Source organism: Enterobacter sp. 120016 (assembly GCF_018383635.1).
Lineage (GTDB): Bacteria > Pseudomonadota > Gammaproteobacteria > Enterobacterales > Enterobacteriaceae > Enterobacter > Enterobacter asburiae_D.
In genome coordinates this window covers 194,285-211,405 of record NZ_JAHAWC010000004.1, presented here as the reverse complement: position 1 = coordinate 211,405, position 17,121 = coordinate 194,285, and the positions used below count along the sequence as shown (strand labels likewise).

General features: G+C 54.2%; 20 protein-coding genes and 1 other annotated feature. Of the genes, 11 read left to right on the top strand and 9 right to left on the bottom strand.

Annotated elements, in window-relative coordinates; translation table 11 throughout:
- Positions 1-86 precede the first annotated feature (86 nt).
- Together KIF87_RS09030 and chbG are read left to right on the top strand one after the other, a co-directional pair.
- On the top strand, positions 87-1,442 hold the full coding sequence (locus KIF87_RS09030; RefSeq protein WP_096151438.1) for a 6-phospho-beta-glucosidase: 1,356 nt from the start codon (positions 87-89) through the stop codon (positions 1,440-1,442).
- 11 nt (positions 1,443-1,453) lie between these two features.
- Entirely contained in the window at positions 1,454-2,203 is a 750-nt protein-coding gene (gene chbG, locus KIF87_RS09025; RefSeq protein WP_213328534.1) for a chitin disaccharide deacetylase, read from the top strand.
- Positions 2,204-2,258: 55 nt separating this feature from the next.
- Here chbG and katE read toward each other — a convergent pair whose 3' ends face one another.
- Positions 2,259-4,508: a catalase HPII gene (gene katE, locus KIF87_RS09020; protein ID WP_213328533.1), complete on the bottom strand. Its 2,250-nt coding sequence runs from the start codon at positions 4,506-4,508 to the stop codon at positions 2,259-2,261.
- A 50-nt stretch (positions 4,509-4,558) separates the two neighbouring features.
- On the opposite strand from katE, the gene cedA reads away from it, so the two are divergent.
- A complete protein-coding gene (gene cedA, locus KIF87_RS09015; protein WP_349628216.1) occupies positions 4,559-4,951 on the top strand; it encodes a cell division activator CedA in 393 nt (130 codons plus the stop codon).
- A 48-nt stretch (positions 4,952-4,999) separates the two neighbouring features.
- Here cedA and KIF87_RS09010 read toward each other — a convergent pair whose 3' ends face one another.
- The 3 genes from KIF87_RS09010 to hxpB all read right to left on the bottom strand — a co-directional run bounded on the left by KIF87_RS09010 (position 5,000) and on the right by hxpB (position 7,882).
- Positions 5,000-6,391 carry an L-cystine transporter gene (locus tag KIF87_RS09010; RefSeq protein WP_029740442.1) on the bottom strand — a complete coding sequence of 464 codons (1,392 nt, stop codon included), beginning with the start codon at positions 6,389-6,391 and terminating at the stop codon, positions 5,000-5,002.
- Between the two features lie 127 nt (positions 6,392-6,518).
- Positions 6,519-7,109 (bottom strand): metal-dependent hydrolase, encoded by a 591-nt coding sequence (locus tag KIF87_RS09005; RefSeq protein ID WP_014883483.1) that lies wholly within the window; start codon positions 7,107-7,109, stop codon positions 6,519-6,521.
- A gap of 101 nt (positions 7,110-7,210) precedes the next feature.
- Positions 7,211-7,882 (bottom strand): hexitol phosphatase HxpB, encoded by a 672-nt coding sequence (hxpB, locus tag KIF87_RS09000; RefSeq protein WP_213328532.1) that lies wholly within the window; start codon positions 7,880-7,882, stop codon positions 7,211-7,213.
- A gap of 148 nt (positions 7,883-8,030) precedes the next feature.
- On the opposite strand from hxpB, the gene KIF87_RS08995 reads away from it, so the two are divergent.
- A complete protein-coding gene (locus tag KIF87_RS08995; RefSeq protein WP_023311291.1) occupies positions 8,031-8,567 on the top strand; it encodes a YniB family protein in 537 nt (178 codons plus the stop codon).
- 36 nt (positions 8,568-8,603) lie between these two features.
- Here KIF87_RS08995 and KIF87_RS08990 read toward each other — a convergent pair whose 3' ends face one another.
- The 3 genes from KIF87_RS08990 to pfkB all read right to left on the bottom strand — a co-directional run bounded on the left by KIF87_RS08990 (position 8,604) and on the right by pfkB (position 10,899).
- Entirely contained in the window at positions 8,604-9,464 is an 861-nt protein-coding gene (locus tag KIF87_RS08990; RefSeq protein ID WP_029740438.1) for a fructosamine kinase family protein, read from the bottom strand.
- 105 nt (positions 9,465-9,569) lie between these two features.
- Positions 9,570-9,860 (bottom strand): type V toxin-antitoxin system endoribonuclease antitoxin GhoS, encoded by a 291-nt coding sequence (gene ghoS, locus KIF87_RS08985; protein WP_047648044.1) that lies wholly within the window; start codon positions 9,858-9,860, stop codon positions 9,570-9,572.
- A 106-nt stretch (positions 9,861-9,966) separates the two neighbouring features.
- Entirely contained in the window at positions 9,967-10,899 is a 933-nt protein-coding gene (gene pfkB / locus KIF87_RS08980) for a 6-phosphofructokinase II (RefSeq protein ID WP_213328573.1), read from the bottom strand.
- A 295-nt stretch (positions 10,900-11,194) separates the two neighbouring features.
- On the opposite strand from pfkB, the gene KIF87_RS08975 reads away from it, so the two are divergent.
- Positions 11,195-11,953 carry a DUF481 domain-containing protein gene (locus tag KIF87_RS08975; protein ID WP_029740435.1) on the top strand — a complete coding sequence of 253 codons (759 nt, stop codon included), beginning with the start codon at positions 11,195-11,197 and terminating at the stop codon, positions 11,951-11,953.
- Between the two features lie 80 nt (positions 11,954-12,033).
- On the opposite strand, the gene yniD is transcribed toward KIF87_RS08975, so the two are convergent.
- Together yniD and yncL are read right to left on the bottom strand one after the other, a co-directional pair.
- Positions 12,034-12,141 carry a small membrane protein YniD gene (yniD, locus tag KIF87_RS08970; protein ID WP_008500658.1) on the bottom strand — a complete coding sequence of 36 codons (108 nt, stop codon included), beginning with the start codon at positions 12,139-12,141 and terminating at the stop codon, positions 12,034-12,036.
- 98 nt (positions 12,142-12,239) lie between these two features.
- The gene (gene yncL / locus KIF87_RS08965) at positions 12,240-12,332 is read right to left on the bottom strand and encodes a stress response membrane protein YncL (RefSeq protein WP_121424372.1); all 93 of its coding nucleotides are present in this window, start codon (positions 12,330-12,332) and stop codon (positions 12,240-12,242) included.
- A 322-nt stretch (positions 12,333-12,654) separates the two neighbouring features.
- Here yncL and thrS point away from each other — a divergent pair, with 322 nt between their 5' ends.
- The 6 genes from thrS (at position 12,655) to pheS (ending at position 17,120) form a co-directional block, all read left to right on the top strand.
- Positions 12,655-14,583, top strand: coding sequence for a threonine--tRNA ligase (thrS, locus tag KIF87_RS08960; RefSeq protein ID WP_008500657.1), 1,929 nt, complete (start codon positions 12,655-12,657; stop codon positions 14,581-14,583).
- Between the two features lie 3 nt (positions 14,584-14,586).
- On the top strand, positions 14,587-15,129 hold the full coding sequence (gene infC, locus KIF87_RS08955; protein ID WP_014069901.1) for a translation initiation factor IF-3: 543 nt from the start codon (positions 14,587-14,589) through the stop codon (positions 15,127-15,129).
- A 97-nt stretch (positions 15,130-15,226) separates the two neighbouring features.
- The gene (gene rpmI / locus KIF87_RS08950) at positions 15,227-15,424 is read left to right on the top strand and encodes a 50S ribosomal protein L35 (RefSeq protein WP_003030583.1); all 198 of its coding nucleotides are present in this window, start codon (positions 15,227-15,229) and stop codon (positions 15,422-15,424) included.
- A gap of 51 nt (positions 15,425-15,475) precedes the next feature.
- Positions 15,476-15,832: a 50S ribosomal protein L20 gene (gene rplT / locus KIF87_RS08945; RefSeq protein ID WP_000124850.1), complete on the top strand. Its 357-nt coding sequence runs from the start codon at positions 15,476-15,478 to the stop codon at positions 15,830-15,832.
- Positions 15,833-15,949: 117 nt separating this feature from the next.
- Positions 15,950-16,074 (top strand) — a sequence feature (Phe leader region).
- Positions 15,955-15,999: a pheST operon leader peptide PheM gene (gene pheM / locus KIF87_RS08940; RefSeq protein WP_001386830.1), complete on the top strand. Its 45-nt coding sequence runs from the start codon at positions 15,955-15,957 to the stop codon at positions 15,997-15,999. Its footprint overlaps the feature before it by 45 nt.
- Before the next feature lie 62 nt (positions 16,075-16,136).
- A complete protein-coding gene (gene pheS, locus KIF87_RS08935; protein WP_010426091.1) occupies positions 16,137-17,120 on the top strand; it encodes a phenylalanine--tRNA ligase subunit alpha in 984 nt (327 codons plus the stop codon).
- Position 17,121: the final 1 nt, after the last annotated feature.

Below are 17,121 nucleotides of genomic sequence, written 5' to 3'. Positions count from 1 at the left end.
AATATTGCTTTAATGGCTTGCCCAAATAGCGGGAAGAGTACGCTATACCTTGCAGGCGATTAACCTGATACGCTAAGGGAGATATTATGCAGAAGAAATTAAAAGTCGTAACCATTGGTGGCGGCAGCAGCTATACCCCGGAATTACTTGAAGGTTTCCTGAAACGTTATCATGAATTACCGGTCAGCGAATTATGGCTGGTGGACGTGGAGGAAGGTCAGGAGAAGCTGAATATTATTTTCGACCTGTGCAAGCGCATGGTGGAGAAAGCGGGCGTGCCTCTGACCGTGCATAAAACCCTGGACCGTCGTCTGGCGCTGAAAGATGCGGATTTCGTCACCACCCAGCTGCGCGTCGGCCAACTGAAAGCGCGCGAGCTGGACGAGCGTATTCCGCTGAGCCACGGCTATCTCGGGCAGGAGACCAACGGTGCGGGCGGCCTGTTCAAAGGTCTGCGTACCATCCCGGTGATTTTCGATATCGTCAAAGACGTGCAGGAGATCTGCCCGAACGCGTGGGTGATTAACTTTACCAACCCGGCCGGGATGGTGACCGAGGCGGTCTATCGTCATACCGATTTCAAACGCTTTATCGGCGTCTGTAATATTCCTATTGGCATGAAGATGTTTATCCGCGACGTGCTGGCACTGACCGACAGTGACGACCTCTCCATCGACCTGTTCGGCCTGAACCACATGGTGTTCATTAAAGACGTTATCGTGAACGGAAAATCGCGCTTTGCCGAACTGCTCGACGGCGTGGCTTCCGGTCGCCTGACGGCGGCATCGGTGAAAAACATCTTTGACCTGCCGTTCAGCGAAGGGCTGATCCGCTCGCTGAACCTGCTGCCGTGCTCGTACCTGCTTTACTACTTCAAGCAGAAAGAGATGCTGGCTATCGAAATGGGCGAGTATTATAAGGGCGGCGCGCGCGCGCAGATTGTTCAGAAAGTCGAGAAGCAGCTGTTCGATTTGTATAAAGATCCGAACCTGAACGTCAAACCGAAAGAGCTGGAGCAGCGCGGCGGGGCCTACTACTCCGATGCGGCGTGCGAGGTGATTAACGCCATCTACAACGACAAGCAGGCGGAGCACTATGTCAACGTGCCGCACCACGGCCATATCGACAATATCCCGGCGGACTGGGCGGTTGAGATGACCTGCATCCTGGGACGCGATGGCGCTAAACCGCATCCACGCATCACCCACTTCGATGATAAGGTCATGGGCCTGATCCACACCATCAAAGGCTTTGAAGTGGCGGCAAGCAATGCGGCGCTGAGCGGCGAGCTCAATGACGTGCTTCTGGCGCTGAACCTCAGCCCGCTGGTGCATTCCGACCGCGATGCGGAGCAGCTGGCCAGCGAGATGATCCTGGCGCATGAAAAATGGTTGCCGAACTTTGCCGCCACGATCGAGAAGCTGAAGTTCAAACACCACTAAGAGGACGCACAATGGAAAACCTGCTGATCGTTAATGCCGATGATTTTGGCCTCTCGAAAGGCCAGAACTACGGCATTATTGAAGCCTGTCGCCGGGGGGTTGTGACCTCTACCACGGCGCTGGTGAATGGTGAGGCGGTTGAACACGCGGCGCAGCTGAGCCGCGAGGTGCCGGAGCTGGGCGTCGGCATGCATTTTGTGCTGACGCTCGGGATGCCGCTTTCGCCAATGCCGGGCCTGACGCGCGACGGCCAACTGGGCAAATGGATTTGGGAACTGGCGGAGCAGGATGCTCTGCCGCTCGAAGAGATTGCCGGCGAGCTGGAGCGTCAGTTCAACCGCTTTGTTGATGTGTTTGGTAAGGCGCCGACGCATATCGACAGCCATCACCACGTGCACATGATTCCGGCGATTTTCCCGATTGTCGCGGAGTTTGCACAGCGCAAAGGCGTGGCGATGCGCGTGGATCGGGACGCGCGCGGCGTGCCGGACTGCGCCGTGACAACCACAGAGGGGTTCAGCAGCACATTTTACGGCGACGAGATCGACGAAGCGCTGTTCCTGAAGGTGCTGGATGATTCCGCCACGCGGGGGGAAAAGTCGCTGGAGGTCATGGCGCATCCTGCTTTTGTCGATAACACCGTGCGGAAAAGCGCCTACTGCTGGCCGCGCCTGGCGGAGCTGGACGTGCTGACGTCGGCGTCGCTGAAGTATGCGATTGCCGAGCGTGGGTATCGGTTGGGGACGTTTGGGGATCTTTAAAGACAAAGCCAGTCGAAATGTAGGCCGGGTAAGCGCAAGCGCCACCCGGCTTTTTTTACGCCGGTATCTGGTCAATCTTACTGCTGCGTGACCAGACGCGGTGCGCCGCGAGCAAATCAAACAGCTTCGTCATGAACGCATCGTCAACGTTGTCGCCCTCGACAATACCGTCCTCACCCTGATCGGCCACCTTCAGCTGCGCCTTAAACCGTCGTGCGTCGCCGGACAGCGCGATCGGTTTCAGGTGCTTATAGGCTTCCAGCAGATAATACACGGCGTCACCGTTGTTCAGCAGGCTGTCAATATCCCCGCACGGCACAATCACCGCATCGACGGTCAGCGATGGCGCCCCGGCAAAGGTTGCCGCCACCGGCAGCACGGAGCCGTCATCGGCGGTCACTTCCCCCATGCGGGAATAAAGCAGTTTCGCATGCACGCCCTGGGTTTTCAGCGCCTGCATGATCCCCAGCACGTCGCTGGCGCGGGTGTTGTCGTTCAGCAGGATGGCGACCACGCGGCCTTTAATCGAGCCACCCGGCACGGCATACAGGCTCAGGGATGGATCTTTCTTCACGCCGTTAACCTCTTTCGGCGGCGCAAGGTTGCGCTGCTCATCGGTCAGCGTAATACCCAGGTTATCCGCAACGCTCTGGGCGAGCTGAATATCAATGCGCGCCAGCTGATCGACCACCCGCTCGCGGATGTAGGTACGCACCACTTTACTCAGCTCAAAGCTGAAGCCGCCGATAATGTGCTGCTGCTCAATCGGCGTCTGGCTGTTCCAGAACAGGCGAGGGTGGGCGTAATACTCGCCGAACGACGGGCTGCGCTCGCGAATTTTGTTGCCGTCGATACGCTCCTGGTACGATTCGAATCCACCGCGTTTCGGCCCGGGAGGGGTTTCACGCGGCCAGTTATCGTTGATGGAGTTCGGCTCATAGTTAGCCGGGTTGGTATCAATATCCTGACGGTGCATCCCGTCGCGCTGGAAATTGTGGTACGGGCAGGTTGGGCGGTTAATCGGAATTTCGTGGAAGTTCGGCCCGCCGAGACGGCTGATCTGCGTATCGGTGTACGAGAACAAACGTCCCTGCAAGAGCGGATCGTTAGTGAAATCCAGCCCCGGTACGATATGCCCCGGGTGGAACGCGACCTGTTCGTTTTCGGCAAAGAAGTTATCCGGGTTGCGGTTGAGCACCATTTTACCCACCAGCTGAACCGGCACCAGCTCTTCCGGGATCAGCTTCGTCGGGTCAAGAAGATCGAAATCAAACTTAAATTCGTCCTCTTCCGGTATGAGCTGCAGGCCCAGTTCGTATTCCGGGAAGTCGCCCGCTTCAATGGATTCCCACAGTTCGCGGCGATGGAAGTCCGGATCGCGTCCGGTCAGCTTCTGCGCCTCGTCCCATACCAGCGAGGCTTTACCCGCCACCGGCTTCCAGTGGAAGCGCACAAACGTGGCTTTACCCTCGGCGTTGATCAGACGGAAGGTGTGGATGCCAAACCCTTCCATGGTGCGATAGCTGCGAGGAATGCCGCGGTCTGACATCGCCCACATCACGTTGTGTAAGGTTTCAGGCTGCAGGGAGACGTAGTCCCAAAAGGTGTCGTGCGCACTTTGTCCCTGCGGTATGGCCCAGTGGGGCTCCGGTTTTACCGCATGGACAAAGTCAGGAAATTTATGCGCGTCCTGAATGAAGAACACCGGGGTGTTATTGCCCACCAGATCGAAAATACCCTCTTCGGTATAAAACTTGGTGGCAAAGCCGCGGATATCCCGAACCGTATCTGCCGAACCGGCGCCGCCCTGTACGGTGGAGAAGCGCACAAATACCGGAGTGATTTTGTCCGGGTCGGAGAGGAAGTCCGCTTTGGTGATCGCTTTCAGGCTCTTGTATGGCTGGAAGTAGCCGTGCGCAGCGGAACCGCGCGCGTGAACGATGCGCTCCGGAATGCGCTCATGGTCGAAATGGGTGATTTTTTCCCGCAGGATAAAGTCTTCCAGCAGGGTTGGTCCGCGCGCGCCTGCGCGAAGGGAGTTCTGATCGTCTGCAATGCGCACGCCCTGATTGGTGGTGAGCGCAAAACCTTCGCCGCCTTTACGGTGTGGCTCAAGCGATTTCAGCTTCTCGTTTCCCGTGTCCGGCGATTTCATGCTTCCCGGTGCGGTAGGCTGTTCGCCTGGCGCGGAAGGGCCAGGGGAGGGGCGGTGAGAGCCGTCAGCAGGGGCGAGAGAGTCCATACCCGGTTGAGATTCCTCAGTGCCATGAATCGGTGATTGATGTGTTTTATCTTTGTTCGACATTGCACGCTTCTCCTTTATCCATTGCTAAAAACCCTATTAAGGATAGAACAATGTCGCGAGATGGCTCGCGAACTAAGAGTTTTCACATGCCGTCATTAACGAAAGGAGCCATCCCGTCCACTCGGAGCGCGACGGAAGGCAGCAGGATCGGCTATCATAGAACTTTCCTGCTTCAAGAATTTGCTTTAGTGAACCAGTCGCTTATGAAACCTCTTCGTCAACAAAACCGCCAGGTTATTAGCTATGTGCCCCGCGTTGAGCCCGCGCCGCCTGACCATGCCCTGAAAGTGGAGGGTTTTCGCGATGTCTGGCAGCTGCGGGGGAAATACGTGGCCTTTGTGCTGATCGGCGAACATTTCCGTCGCTCGCCCACGTTTACGGTGCCGGAGTCAGCGCAGCGGTGGGCGATGCAGATCCGCCAGGATGAAGAGGTTGAAGAATAGCAGCCATAAAAAAACCGCCATCAGGCGGTTTTTTTATTTCTAAAGTGATTAACGGTGCGCCAGCTCGGCGTCGTCTTCACTTTCCAGAATCGCTTTGTCGGTTTGCTTCAGCCACTGGCTGGTCAGCGTACCGGCGGTCATGGAGCCGCTCACGTTCAGCGCGGTACGGCCCATGTCGATCAGCGGCTCAACGGAGATCAGCAGCGCGACCAGCGTCACGGGCAGGCCCAGCGCAGGCAGCACAATCAGCGCGGCGAAGGTTGCGCCACCGCCAACACCCGCAACGCCTGCGGAGCTTATGGTAACAATCCCGACCAGCGTGGCAATCCAAACCGGATCCAGCGGGTTGATACCCACGGTTGGCGCAACCATCACCGCCAGCATCGCCGGGTACAGACCCGCACAGCCGTTCTGACCAATGGTGGCACCAAAGGAGGCAGAGAAGCTGGCGATGGATTCAGGCACGCCCAGACGACGGGTCTGTGCTTCAACGTTCAGCGGAATAGACGCGGCGCTGGAACGGCTGGTGAAGGCAAAGGTCAGTACCGGCCAGACTTTACGGAAGTATTTCAGCGGGCTGACGCCGTTCACGCCCAGCAGGATGCCGTGCACCACGAACATAATGCCCAGGCCCAGATAAGAGGCGACAACGAAGCTGCCCAGCTTAATGATGTCCTGCAGGTTAGAGCCGGCAACCACTTTGGTCATCAGCGCCAGCACGCCGTAAGGGGTGAGCTGCATGACCAGACGAACCAGCTTCATCACCCAGCTTTGCAGGGTGTCAATCGCGGTCAGCACGCGTTCGCCTTTTGGCGCGTCGTCCTTGAGCAGCTTCAGCGCCGCTACGCCCAGGAACGCGGCGAAAATAACTACGCTGATGATGGAGGTTGGGCTCGCACCGGTCAGGTCAGCAAACGGGTTCTTCGGAATGAAGGAGAGCACCATCTGCGGCACGGTCAGGTCAGCCACTTTGCCCACGTAGTTGGTTTGAATCGCGGTAAGACGCGCCGTTTCAGCGGTACCCTGAACCAGACCTTCTGCGGTCAGGCCAAACAGGTTGGTGACCAGAACACCCACCAGCGCGGCAATCAGCGTGGTGAACAGCAGCGTACCAATGGTCAGGAAACTGATTTTTCCCAGCTGAGTGGCGTTATGCAGGCGGGCCACGGCGCTCAGAATAGAGGCGAACACCAGCGGCATAACGATCATCTGCAGCAGCTGGACATAGCCGTTACCGACGATGTTGAACCACTGAATAGAGTCTTTCAGAACTGGATTATCGGAGCCATAAATTGCCTGTAATGCCAGACCAAATACGACACCCATGGCCAGACCAACCAGCACTTTTTTCGCCAGGCTCCACTGTTTGTGGCGCGCCTGCGCGAGAAGCAATAGCAATACAACGAACACAACGACGTTCGCGATGAGTGGAAAATTCATCCCCGTTCTCCTGATTTATTATTGGGTCGGTTTTTACCGATCCTGTTGGCGGAAGGTTAGCAGAAGTGTGATGTAGCGCTTATATCCAAATGGAATGGGTTATGACAAATGAGATAATTTTGTTGGTTTACTGTTCAATCTGGTGATGAATAAAGCGATTAAACTGAAATTGCAGCGAATTAATCATCTGGGATGACCAGCGAACTGCACTGTTTTCGGGCAAGGTTTGCGGCATCCAGACGGCGTAAGCAAACAGCGCCATGCACAATACGCGCTCAAGCTGGTTACCTTTCTGCGGGGCGAGGATGGGAAAACGGAAGCGCCAGCGGCAGGGCCAAAGCAGCGGCACGCCCGCAGGCGTCAGCATATCGGCGAGAATATGGCTTAAATAGCCAAGCACCATCCCCTGGATGGCATCGGCGGGGACTATCCAGCTTTCGGGCACCTTTAAATAGAAAAGCGTCAGCAGGCCAAACACGGCCAGCAGGCTGTGCGTAAACCCCCGGTGTCCGAACGCGCGGGCGATGGGTTTCGATACCCACTTCAGGCGTTGTCCGAGAAAGGATTTAGGATGGTCAATGTCGGGCAGCAGACAGGTCAGTACGGCGGAAGGGACAATATGCCACCAGTCCCCCTGTGCCAGCACGGGGGTGAGTTCAGCGTTTTTGGCAAATACCGCGCACGCAATTGAAAAAAGCAGGTGGCCTTCCGCCGTCATGATAAAACCCACAAAACTGTCAATTCATACAGTATAGGGTTTTTATACAGTAGGCGGAAGAGGTGACGGTGTAACTGTTTGTCACAAACCGGAGAAGGGCGTTAACCGCCCTGCAGGTGATGCGCCGTGAGTTCTGCCAGCGAATTAAGCTTCACATCGGCAAGCGCAAACCGGGGATCGTGACGGCCTTCTTCAGCGGGCACCACAATGGAGCGCATCCGCGCAGCCTTCGACGCCACCATACCGTTAACGGAATCTTCCAGCGCAACGCAGTTGAGGGGATCAAGGCCCAGCTTTGCGGCACAGTCCAGATAGACCTGCGGGTGCGGCTTGCTGTAAGGCAATTTTTCAGCGGACGCCAGCGCGTCGAAACTGTCGCGCAGTTCAAACATCGTCAGCACTTTTTCCAGCATATGCAGCGGTGAAGCCGAGGCCAGGCCAACCTTCAGCCCCTGGGCTTTACACAGCGCGACGGCCTCGCGTACGCCGGGCAGCAGCGGCCTGCTCTCTTCCACCAGAGAAATGGCGCGGCTGATAATGCGTGCGGTCACCTCATCGCGATTGGGACCTACCCACGGCTGTTGGGCAAACCACAGGTCAACCACCATATCGATGCGCAGGCCCAGCGTATCGGGAAGTTCATTACGGCGGCTGATATCCACGCCCAGGCTGGCCATCACATCCAGTTCGGCGCGATCCCACAGCGGTTCGGAATCGATCAGTAATCCATCCATGTCAAAAATTGCGGCAAGAATTTGGCGCGGTGTCGACATCACAACGTCTCCTTATCCAGGGTGTTCGACAGACGATACGTGCTAAGCACAATCTGCAATTTAGCATATTGCTTTCAAAGATCGGGCGAAATTGATGGCCAGCAGGTAGACTTAGGCACAAATAACGCGTCTTTATGAAGAGGAACTGATGACGTATCAACAAGCTGGACGCATTGCGGTCTTAAAACGTATTGCTGGCTGGGTGATTTTTATTCCTGCCGTCATTTCTACGCTGATTTCTGTACTCAAATTTATGTACGATCACAGCGAAAAACAGCCGGGTATCAATGCGGTAATGCTTGATTTCGCTCATGTCATGATTGAGATGATGCGTTTTAATACGCCATTTTTGAATGTTTTCTGGTTTAATTCACCCACCCCGGATTTTCATCAACAGCTGAACATCGGCTTTTGGGTGATATACGCCCTGATCTTTGTCGCGCTGGCACTGCAGGCCTCTGGCGCGAGAATGAGTCGCCAGACTCGCTTTTTACGCGAAGGCGTTGAGGATCAGTTGATTCTGGAGCAGGCCAAAGGCCCGGAAGGAATGAGTCGGGAGCAGATTGAATCCCGCATTGTTGTGCCGCGTCACACCATTTTCCTGCAAATCTTCCCGCTCTATATCCTTCCCGTGATCATCATTGTGGCGGGATACTTCTTCTTCTCACTGCTCGGTTTTCTGTAAGCGATTAGGGTGGCGGCAAGGCCACCCGTTTTCTACTCAGGCGGCAAGCATACGCTCGAGCGCCCGCTGCGCGTTAACAAGGTGTTCTCCGCCAAAAAGAATGGCTCGGTTCATCAGCGTATAAAGCTGATACACCGGCTGGCGGTCGAGGAAACCGGGCGGCAGGGGAGAAACAGACTGGTATCCGTCGTATATCTGCGGCGGCTGTTCCGGATGAAGCGGCAGCATGGCAAGATCGCACTCTCTGTCACCCCAGTAGCAGGCCGGGTCAAAGATATAGGGGCCGTTGGGACCCAGCGCGCAGTTATTGGACCACAAATCGCCGTGAAGCAGAGACGCCTGAGGCTGGTGGGATGCCAGACGCTGTTGAACGTGTTCGACGATGGCATCAATATTGCCAAATTCCAGCCCTTTCTCGGCGGCCAGCTCAAGCTGCCAACCAATGCGCTGCTCGGCAAAAAATGTCGACCAGCGACGCTGCCAGGCATTGGGCTGTGGCGTGGTGGAGAGATCGTTGTCAAAATCGAGACCAAACTGCGGCTGGTCGCTCCATTGATGCAGGCGCGCCAGCTGTTGGCCGAGAATGAACGCATTATGGGCATCCAGCGGCCGGGCGGGGAGATACTCCATCACCAGGAAGCTGTAGTCGCGGTCGCTCCCCACGGCCAGAACCTGCGGGACCGTCACCGTTTTACTGCGCGACAACAGCTCCAGCTGGTCGGCTTCGGCGGTAAATATCGGAAGCAGCTCTCGCTCATCGCACTTAACGAAAAGATCGCGCCCTGCGTAGCGTAAATGCCACGCGGCGTGGATTTCACCGCCTGGCAGTTCGTTACGCAGTTCAATTTCACCTTCACCCAGCTGCTCACGTAAAAGATGACTGATAGCCTGCCACATGTTGTCTCTCCCATGTTGTCTGCCAGATCATAAAGTTAGCGCATAATGGCGGTAAAAAAATACGAACTAACGCACACCTGAGCGGTTTAAATTCATACAGCGCACTTATTGTTCTTTTTTCCGCCAGCTTTCCCAGGTATCCACGTCAATTTCGGCAGGCTTGTCGGTCACGCTCTCCACCAGACTGGCGGCCAGCGCATGAACCTCTTCCTGGCTCAGGGCACCGATTAGACCAAATGCCAGGGTACCTAAATCATGAATATTGCCCTCGTCATCCGTCAGGGTGAGGAGAAAATTAGCCCGGGTGAAAGCATTGTTGAGCTCATTCAGCTCGGTCAGCGATGCTTCATGAAGGTTGATGGTCACGACGTAACGTGTGATGTCACCACTGCTCATAATTCACCTCATTGTTATCATGGAAGTTTTCTTAGCATAGTCGATAGTTTGCGTTTGGCGACTCAGCGAGGACATTCCCCTCCGTAAAGACGAAGGGGAAAAGGTGCTAATTTCGGGACAGGTAATCGACGATTTTTTGCGTATCGGCAAGTGAACAGAGACGCGTGCCCTGGTTGATGGTTGCGGCGCTACCCGCCGCCACGCCGTAGCGTGTCATTTCCAGCAGAGACGCGCCCTGCGCCAGTTTTAGCGTCATCGCACCCACCATGCTATCGCCCGCGCCAACCGTGCTCTGGCTCTTCATCGGCGGTGGGACAACCTGAACGGACGATGATTCATCGACTGCCAGCGCCCCCTGAGGGCCAAGGGAGACGACTACGCGTCGCGCTTTGCCGCTGCGTACCAGCTCCTGCGCGGCGGTGCGAACATCATCAGGCTGCGTCAGTTCGCGGTTGACCAGCGCGCTTAACTCTTTCTGGTTGGGTTTGACCAGCTCCAGATTGCCCGGCACCAGGGCCGCCTGCAGGGCCTCGCCGCTGCTGTCGACAATGCAGCGGATACCGCGCTGCTGTACCGCCTGAATCAGCGCCGTTAATTTTTCCGTGCTTACGCCGGGCGGCAGGCTGCCGCTTATCACCAGCAGCGCGCCGCTTTCTATCGTCAGCACTTTCTCTTCAAGCTGACGAAACTCGTCATCGCTCAGTTTCGCGCCCGGCATGACAAAACGGTACTGCTCGCCGCTGGATCCCACGTGGACATGCAGGTTTTGCCGCGTCCAGTCTTTGGCCTCGACGGTCTCTACGGCCACCTGTTCATCTGCCAGCAGAGAGACCAGGTGTTCGCCGGTGGCACCGCCGGTGGGGAAAATAGCCGTGGCTTTGCCGCCGAGGTGTGTAATGGCGCGCGCCACGTTGATCCCGCCGCCGCCGGGCTCAAAGACCGGGGCGCTACAGCGCAATTTACCTTCCGGGTAAATCTGCGGCGTCAGGGTGGCGGAATCCAGGGAAGGGGAGAGCGTCAGAGTATAGATAGAAACCATCATTACCTCCTTTTAGCATGGGTTCTTATTAGCCTGGCACCATTTGACAGGAAGGCAATGTAAATAACAGTATGATTTTAAATATGAATACTGACAAAAAGTGAGGCGGGGGATATATAAAATAAAACGCTTTTTGAGATCGTTCTTATTCAAAAAATGAAATAAGAAAACATTGCTATGTTATTTGCGGCTTTTTATAATTTGTTACCTTTCTCTGGACGCCTTGTCATTGATCCTCAAGAAAGATTCCGGGACCGTGTGGTCTCTTTTTTTGTTGTACGGACTCCTTAATAAAATGAAGCTTTTAAAGACAGTGCCCGCTGCACTGATGCTGGCGGGTGGCGTGTTTGCGGCTATGAACGCGACCGCTGATGATACCGTTTTTACTGTCATGGACGATCCTTCCACCGCGAAAAAACCGTTTGAAGGTAACCTGAACGCCGGGTACCTGGCACAATCCGGTAACACGAAAAGCTCTTCTCTGACGGCGGACAGTACGCTAACCTGGTACGGCAACACCACCGCCTGGTCTCTGTGGGGTAATGCCAGCAACACTTCCGCTAATGACGAACGTTCTTCCGAGAAATATGCGGTAGGCGGACGTAGCCGTTACAACATGACCGACTATGACTACCTGTTTGGACAGGCAAGCTGGTTAACTGACCGTTACAACGGTTATCGCCAGCGCGATGTGTTCACCGCCGGTTATGGTCGCCAGTTCCTGAACGGTCCGGTACACAGCCTCCGTTTTGAATTCGGTCCGGGTGTGCGTTATGACGAGTACACCAATGGCGATACCAAAACCCAACCGCTCGGTTACGCTTCCGGTACCTATGCCTGGCAGATGACTGACAACACCAAATTTACCCAGGGTGTTTCTGTATTTGGTGCCGACGACACGACGCTGAACTCTGAGACGGCGCTGAACGTGGCTATCAACGAACACTTTGGTCTGAAAGTGGCCTACAACGTGACCTGGAACTCTTCACCACCAGAATCTGCGCCGGATCATACCGACCGCAGAACCACGGTTTCACTGGGTTATAGAATGTAATGAAAGCGGGCCGACGATGATGTCGGCCCGTTTATTGTCTGTGGTTTTTTGACGTCCCTTCTGATGACCTGTCTTCGCCCCTAGCCCCAAATCATTGCCGCCCAACGGAGTAGCAGCATTGCGCCGCAGATGGCAATCAGCACCAGCACCATTTTCCAGTGTTTTACGGCAAATCGTTTTGTTGGCATAACCTAATCCTTGTTCGTTGATATCCACAGTCTACCAAACAGGGCCGAAATATGCCCCTTCTCAGGATCGATTAGGTTATGCCAGCGCAGGGGTCGGCTCAGAACCAGTGGAATCGTTCGGCGAGAATCAACAATAAACCTGTGGCGGAAAGGAGATTCAATATCACAACCGTTCTGCTGGATACGTTCATGGTATGCACCTTTGGGTTTAAAGACCTGTTCAAGAGTAGCCCAGCATCTTCGAAATGCGAGCGCAGGGGAGAAGCAACCTGCAAATTCGTACGAAAGTGCCAGCCCATCAATCTGGCCGCAGAGGGTGCAATCTCCTTTGCGTTAGTGTTAACATTACGTCGCTTGCCGTAAATCCGCATTAATCTGAATTCGGCAGGTGAATGATGACGAACCAATTTGACGATTGTTGGTCAGATGGTGTCGTAATCTATTGTCAAATCACGATTATTTTCTTTGTATATGCTCTTATGTGTGGGGCATCACTGCAAATAAGGATATAAAATGCCTGTAATTACTCTTCCTGATGGCAGTCAACGCCATTTCGACCGTGCTGTTAGCCCAATGGATGTTGCCCTGGACATTGGTCCTGGTCTCGCGAAAGCGACTATCGCTGGCCGTGTTAACGGTGAGCTGGTGGATGCTTCCGATCTTATCGAAAACGATGCGACGCTTGCAATCATCACCGCGAAAGACGAAGAAGGTCTGGAGATCATTCGTCACTCCTGCGCGCACCTGTTAGGCCATGCCATCAAACAGCTGTGGCCAAACACCAAAATGGCGATCGGTCCGGTTATCGACAACGGTTTCTACTACGACGTTGACCTCGACCACACCCTGACTCAGGAAGATATCGACGCGCTCGAAAAACGCATGCACGAGCTCGCCGAAACGAACTATGACGTCATCAAGAAGAAAGTCAGCTGGCACGAAGCGCGTGAAACCTTCGTGAAGCGCGGCGAGAGCTACAAGGTCTCTATTCTTGACGAAAACATTTCGCATGATGACAAGCCTGGCTTGTACCATCACGAAGAATACGTCGACATGTGCCGTGGACCGCACGTGCCGAACATGCGCTTCTGTCATCACTTTAAGCTGATGAAGATCGCGGGCGCCTACTGGCGTGGCGACAGCAACAACAAGATGTTGCAGCGTATTTATGGTACCGCGTGGGCCGATAAAAAAGCCCTGAACGCGTACCTGCTGCGCCTGGAAGAGGCGGCGAAGCGTGACCACCGTAAAATCGGTAAGCAGCTTGACCTGTACCACATGCAGGAAGAAGCGCCGGGTATGGTGTTCTGGCATAACGACGGCTGGACCATCTTCCGTGAACTGGAAACTTTCGTACGCTCCAAGCTGAAAGAGTACCAGTATCAGGAAGTGAAAGGCCCGTTCATGATGGACCGTGTGCTGTGGGAAAAAACCGGCCACTGGGACAACTACAAAGATGCGATGTTCACCACCTCGTCTGAGAACCGTGAATACTGCATCAAGCCAATGAACTGCCCGGGCCACGTTCAGATCTTCAACCAGGGTCTGAAATCCTACCGCGACCTGCCGCTGCGTATGGCGGAGTTCGGTAGCTGCCACCGTAACGAGCCATCAGGTGCGCTGCACGGTCTGATGCGTGTTCGTGGCTTTACTCAGGATGATGCGCATATCTTCTGTACTGAAGATCAGGTCCGTGACGAAGTTAACGCCTGTATTCGTATGGTCTACGATATGTACAGCACCTTTGGCTTCGAGAAGATCGTCGTCAAACTCTCAACGCGTCCGGAAAAACGTATCGGTAGCGATGAGACCTGGGATCGCGCAGAAGCGGATCTCGCCGTGGCGCTGGAAGAGAACGGCATTCCGTTCGAATACCAGCTGGGCGAGGGCGCATTCTACGGTCCGAAAATTGAATTTACCCTGTATGACTGCCTCGATCGCGCATGGCAGTGCGGTACTGTACAGCTGGACTTCTCCCTGCCGCAGCGTTTAAGCGCCTCTTATGTTGGCGAAGACAACGAGCGTCAGGTACCGGTAATGATTCACCGTGCAATACTCGGTTCTCTGGAGCGCTTCATCGGCATCCTGACCGAAGAGTTCGCTGGCTTCTTCCCAACCTGGCTTGCGCCAGTGCAGGTCGTGGTGATGAACATTACCGATTCTCAGGCGGATTACGTTAAAGAATTGACGCAGAAACTGCAAAATGCGGGCATTCGCGTAAAAGCAGACTTGAGAAATGAGAAGATTGGCTTTAAAATCCGCGAGCACACTTTACGTCGTGTCCCGTATATGTTGGTCTGTGGTGATAAAGAGGTGGAAGCAGGCAAAGTTGCCGTTCGCACCCGCCGTGGTAAAGACCTGGGGAGCCTGGACGTAAGTGAAGTGATTGAGAAGCTGCAACAAGAGATTCGCAGCCGCAGTCTTCAACAACTGGAGGAATAAGGTATTAAAGGCGGAAAACGAGTTCAAACGGCACGTCCGAATCGTATCAATGGCGAGATTCGCGCCCAGGAAGTTCGCTTAACAGATCTTGAAGGTGAACCACTGGGGATTGTGAGTCTGAGAGAAGCGATCGAAAAAGCTGAAGAAGCTGGAGTAGATTTAGTTGAAATCAGCCCTAACGCCGAACCGCCAGTTTGTCGTATCATGGACTACGGCAAGTTCCTTTATGAAAAGAGTAAGTCTTCTAAGGAACAGAAGAAGAAGCAAAAAGTTATCCAGGTTAAGGAAATCAAATTCCGTCCTGGTACCGACGATGGCGATTATCAGGTAAAACTCCGCAGCCTGATTCGCTTTCTGGAAGATGGCGATAAGGCCAAGATCACACTGCGTTTCCGCGGTCGTGAGATGGCCCACCAACAGATTGGTATGGAAGTGCTTAACCGCGTCCGTGACGATCTGAGTGAACTGGCAGTAGTCGAATCCTTCCCTACGAAGATCGAAGGCCGCCAGATGATCATGGTGCTCGCTCCTAAGAAGAAACAGTAAGGCCTTCAAGCAGCAAAATCTGTGGAGCCTTCGGGTTTCATAGGTTTTGTTCGCCTATGTTTCGTTTATTTAACAATGCGAAGTGGAAGTTATTAAGATGCCAAAAATTAAGACCGTACGCGGTGCTGCTAAGCGCTTCAAAAAAACCGGTGGTGGTGGATTTAAGCGTAAGCACGCAAACCTGCGTCATATTCTGACCAAAAAATCTACTAAGCGTAAACGTCACCTGCGTCCAAAAGGCCTCGTTTCTAAAGGCGATCTGGGTCTGGTTATCGCGTGCCTGCCGTACGCATAAGCCGTTAACGTTTAATTTTTTTACTAAGAATATAGATACAGGAGAGCACATATGGCTCGCGTAAAACGTGGTGTAATTGCACGTGCACGTCACAAGAAAATTTTGAAACAAGCTAAAGGCTACTACGGTGCGCGTTCACGCGTTTACCGCGTTGCCTTCCAGGCTGTTATCAAAGCAGGTCAGTACGCTTACCGTGACCGTCGTCAGCGTAAGCGTCAGTTCCGTCAACTGTGGATTGCGCGTATCAACGCAGCAGCACGTCAGAACGGTATTTCTTACAGCAAATTCATCAACGGCCTGAAAAAAGCCTCTGTTGAAATCGACCGTAAGATCCTGGCTGACATCGCAGTATTCGACAAAGTAGCGTTCACCGCTCTGGTCGAAAAAGCGAAAGCAGCACTGGCATAAGCCAGTTGAGAGAGGGAGCTTTGCTCCCTCTTTTGTTTTAACATCATCAGAACATTGACTTTTACCCGTCCAGGCTTTTCAATAAGGTCTTAACGGTTTTTACCAGACAAGGTAACGCAAGCATGAATGCTGCTATTTTCCGCTTCTTCTTTTACTTTAGCACCTGATTTCAGGAGGCTAGCGCGTGAAAGATGAAACGAAAAACAGCGCCAGATAAGCCTCCCGATGGAGGCTTTTTTTGTGCCTGAATTTGAGAGAATAACTCCACCAAATCGGTGTCTGCACCGACATAATGAGGAAAATCATGTCACATCTCGCAGAGCTGGTTGCCAGTGCAACAGCCGCCATTAATCAGGCCTCAGATGTTGCCGCGTTAGACAATGTCCGCGTCGAATATCTTGGGAAGAAAGGGCACTTGACCCTTCAGATGACAACCCTGCGCGAGCTGCCGCCAGAAGAACGCCCGGCAGCCGGTGCGGTGATTAACGAAGCCAAAGAGCAGGTACAGCAGGCGCTGAACGCGCGCAAAGCCGAGCTGGAAAGCGCGGTGCTGAATGCGCGTCTGGCCGCAGAGACGATTGACGTTTCTCTGCCAGGTCGCCGTATCGAAAACGGCGGTCTGCATCCGGTTACCCGCACCATCGATCGCATTGAAAGTTTCTTCGGTGAGCTCGGCTTTACCGTGGCGACTGGCCCGGAAATCGAAGATGATTACCATAACTTCGACGCCCTGAACATTCCTGGCCATCATCCGGCACGCGCTGACCACGACACTTTCTGGTTCGACGCTACGCGTCTGCTGCGTACTCAGACCTCCGGCGTTCAGATCCGTACCATGAAGGATCAGGAGCCGCCAATCCGTATTATCGCGCCGGGCCGCGTCTATCGTAACGACTACGATCAGACCCACACCCCGATGTTCCACCAGATGGAAGGCCTGATTGTTGATAAAAATATCAGCTTCACCAACCTGAAGGGCACGCTGCACGATTTCCTGAACAACTTCTTTGAGGAAGATCTGCAGGTTCGTTTCCGTCCGTCCTACTTCCCGTTCACCGAACCGTCTGCGGAAGTTGACGTGATGGGTAAAAACGGCAAATGGCTGGAAGTGCTGGGCTGCGGCATGGTGCATCCAAACGTGCTGCGCAACGTGGGTATCGATCCGGAAGTTTACTCTGGCTTTGCCTTCGGCATGGGCATGGAGCGTCTGACCATGCTGCGCTACGGCGTGACCGACTTACGTGCATTCTTCGAAAACGATCTGCGTTTCCTCAAACAGTTTAAATAAG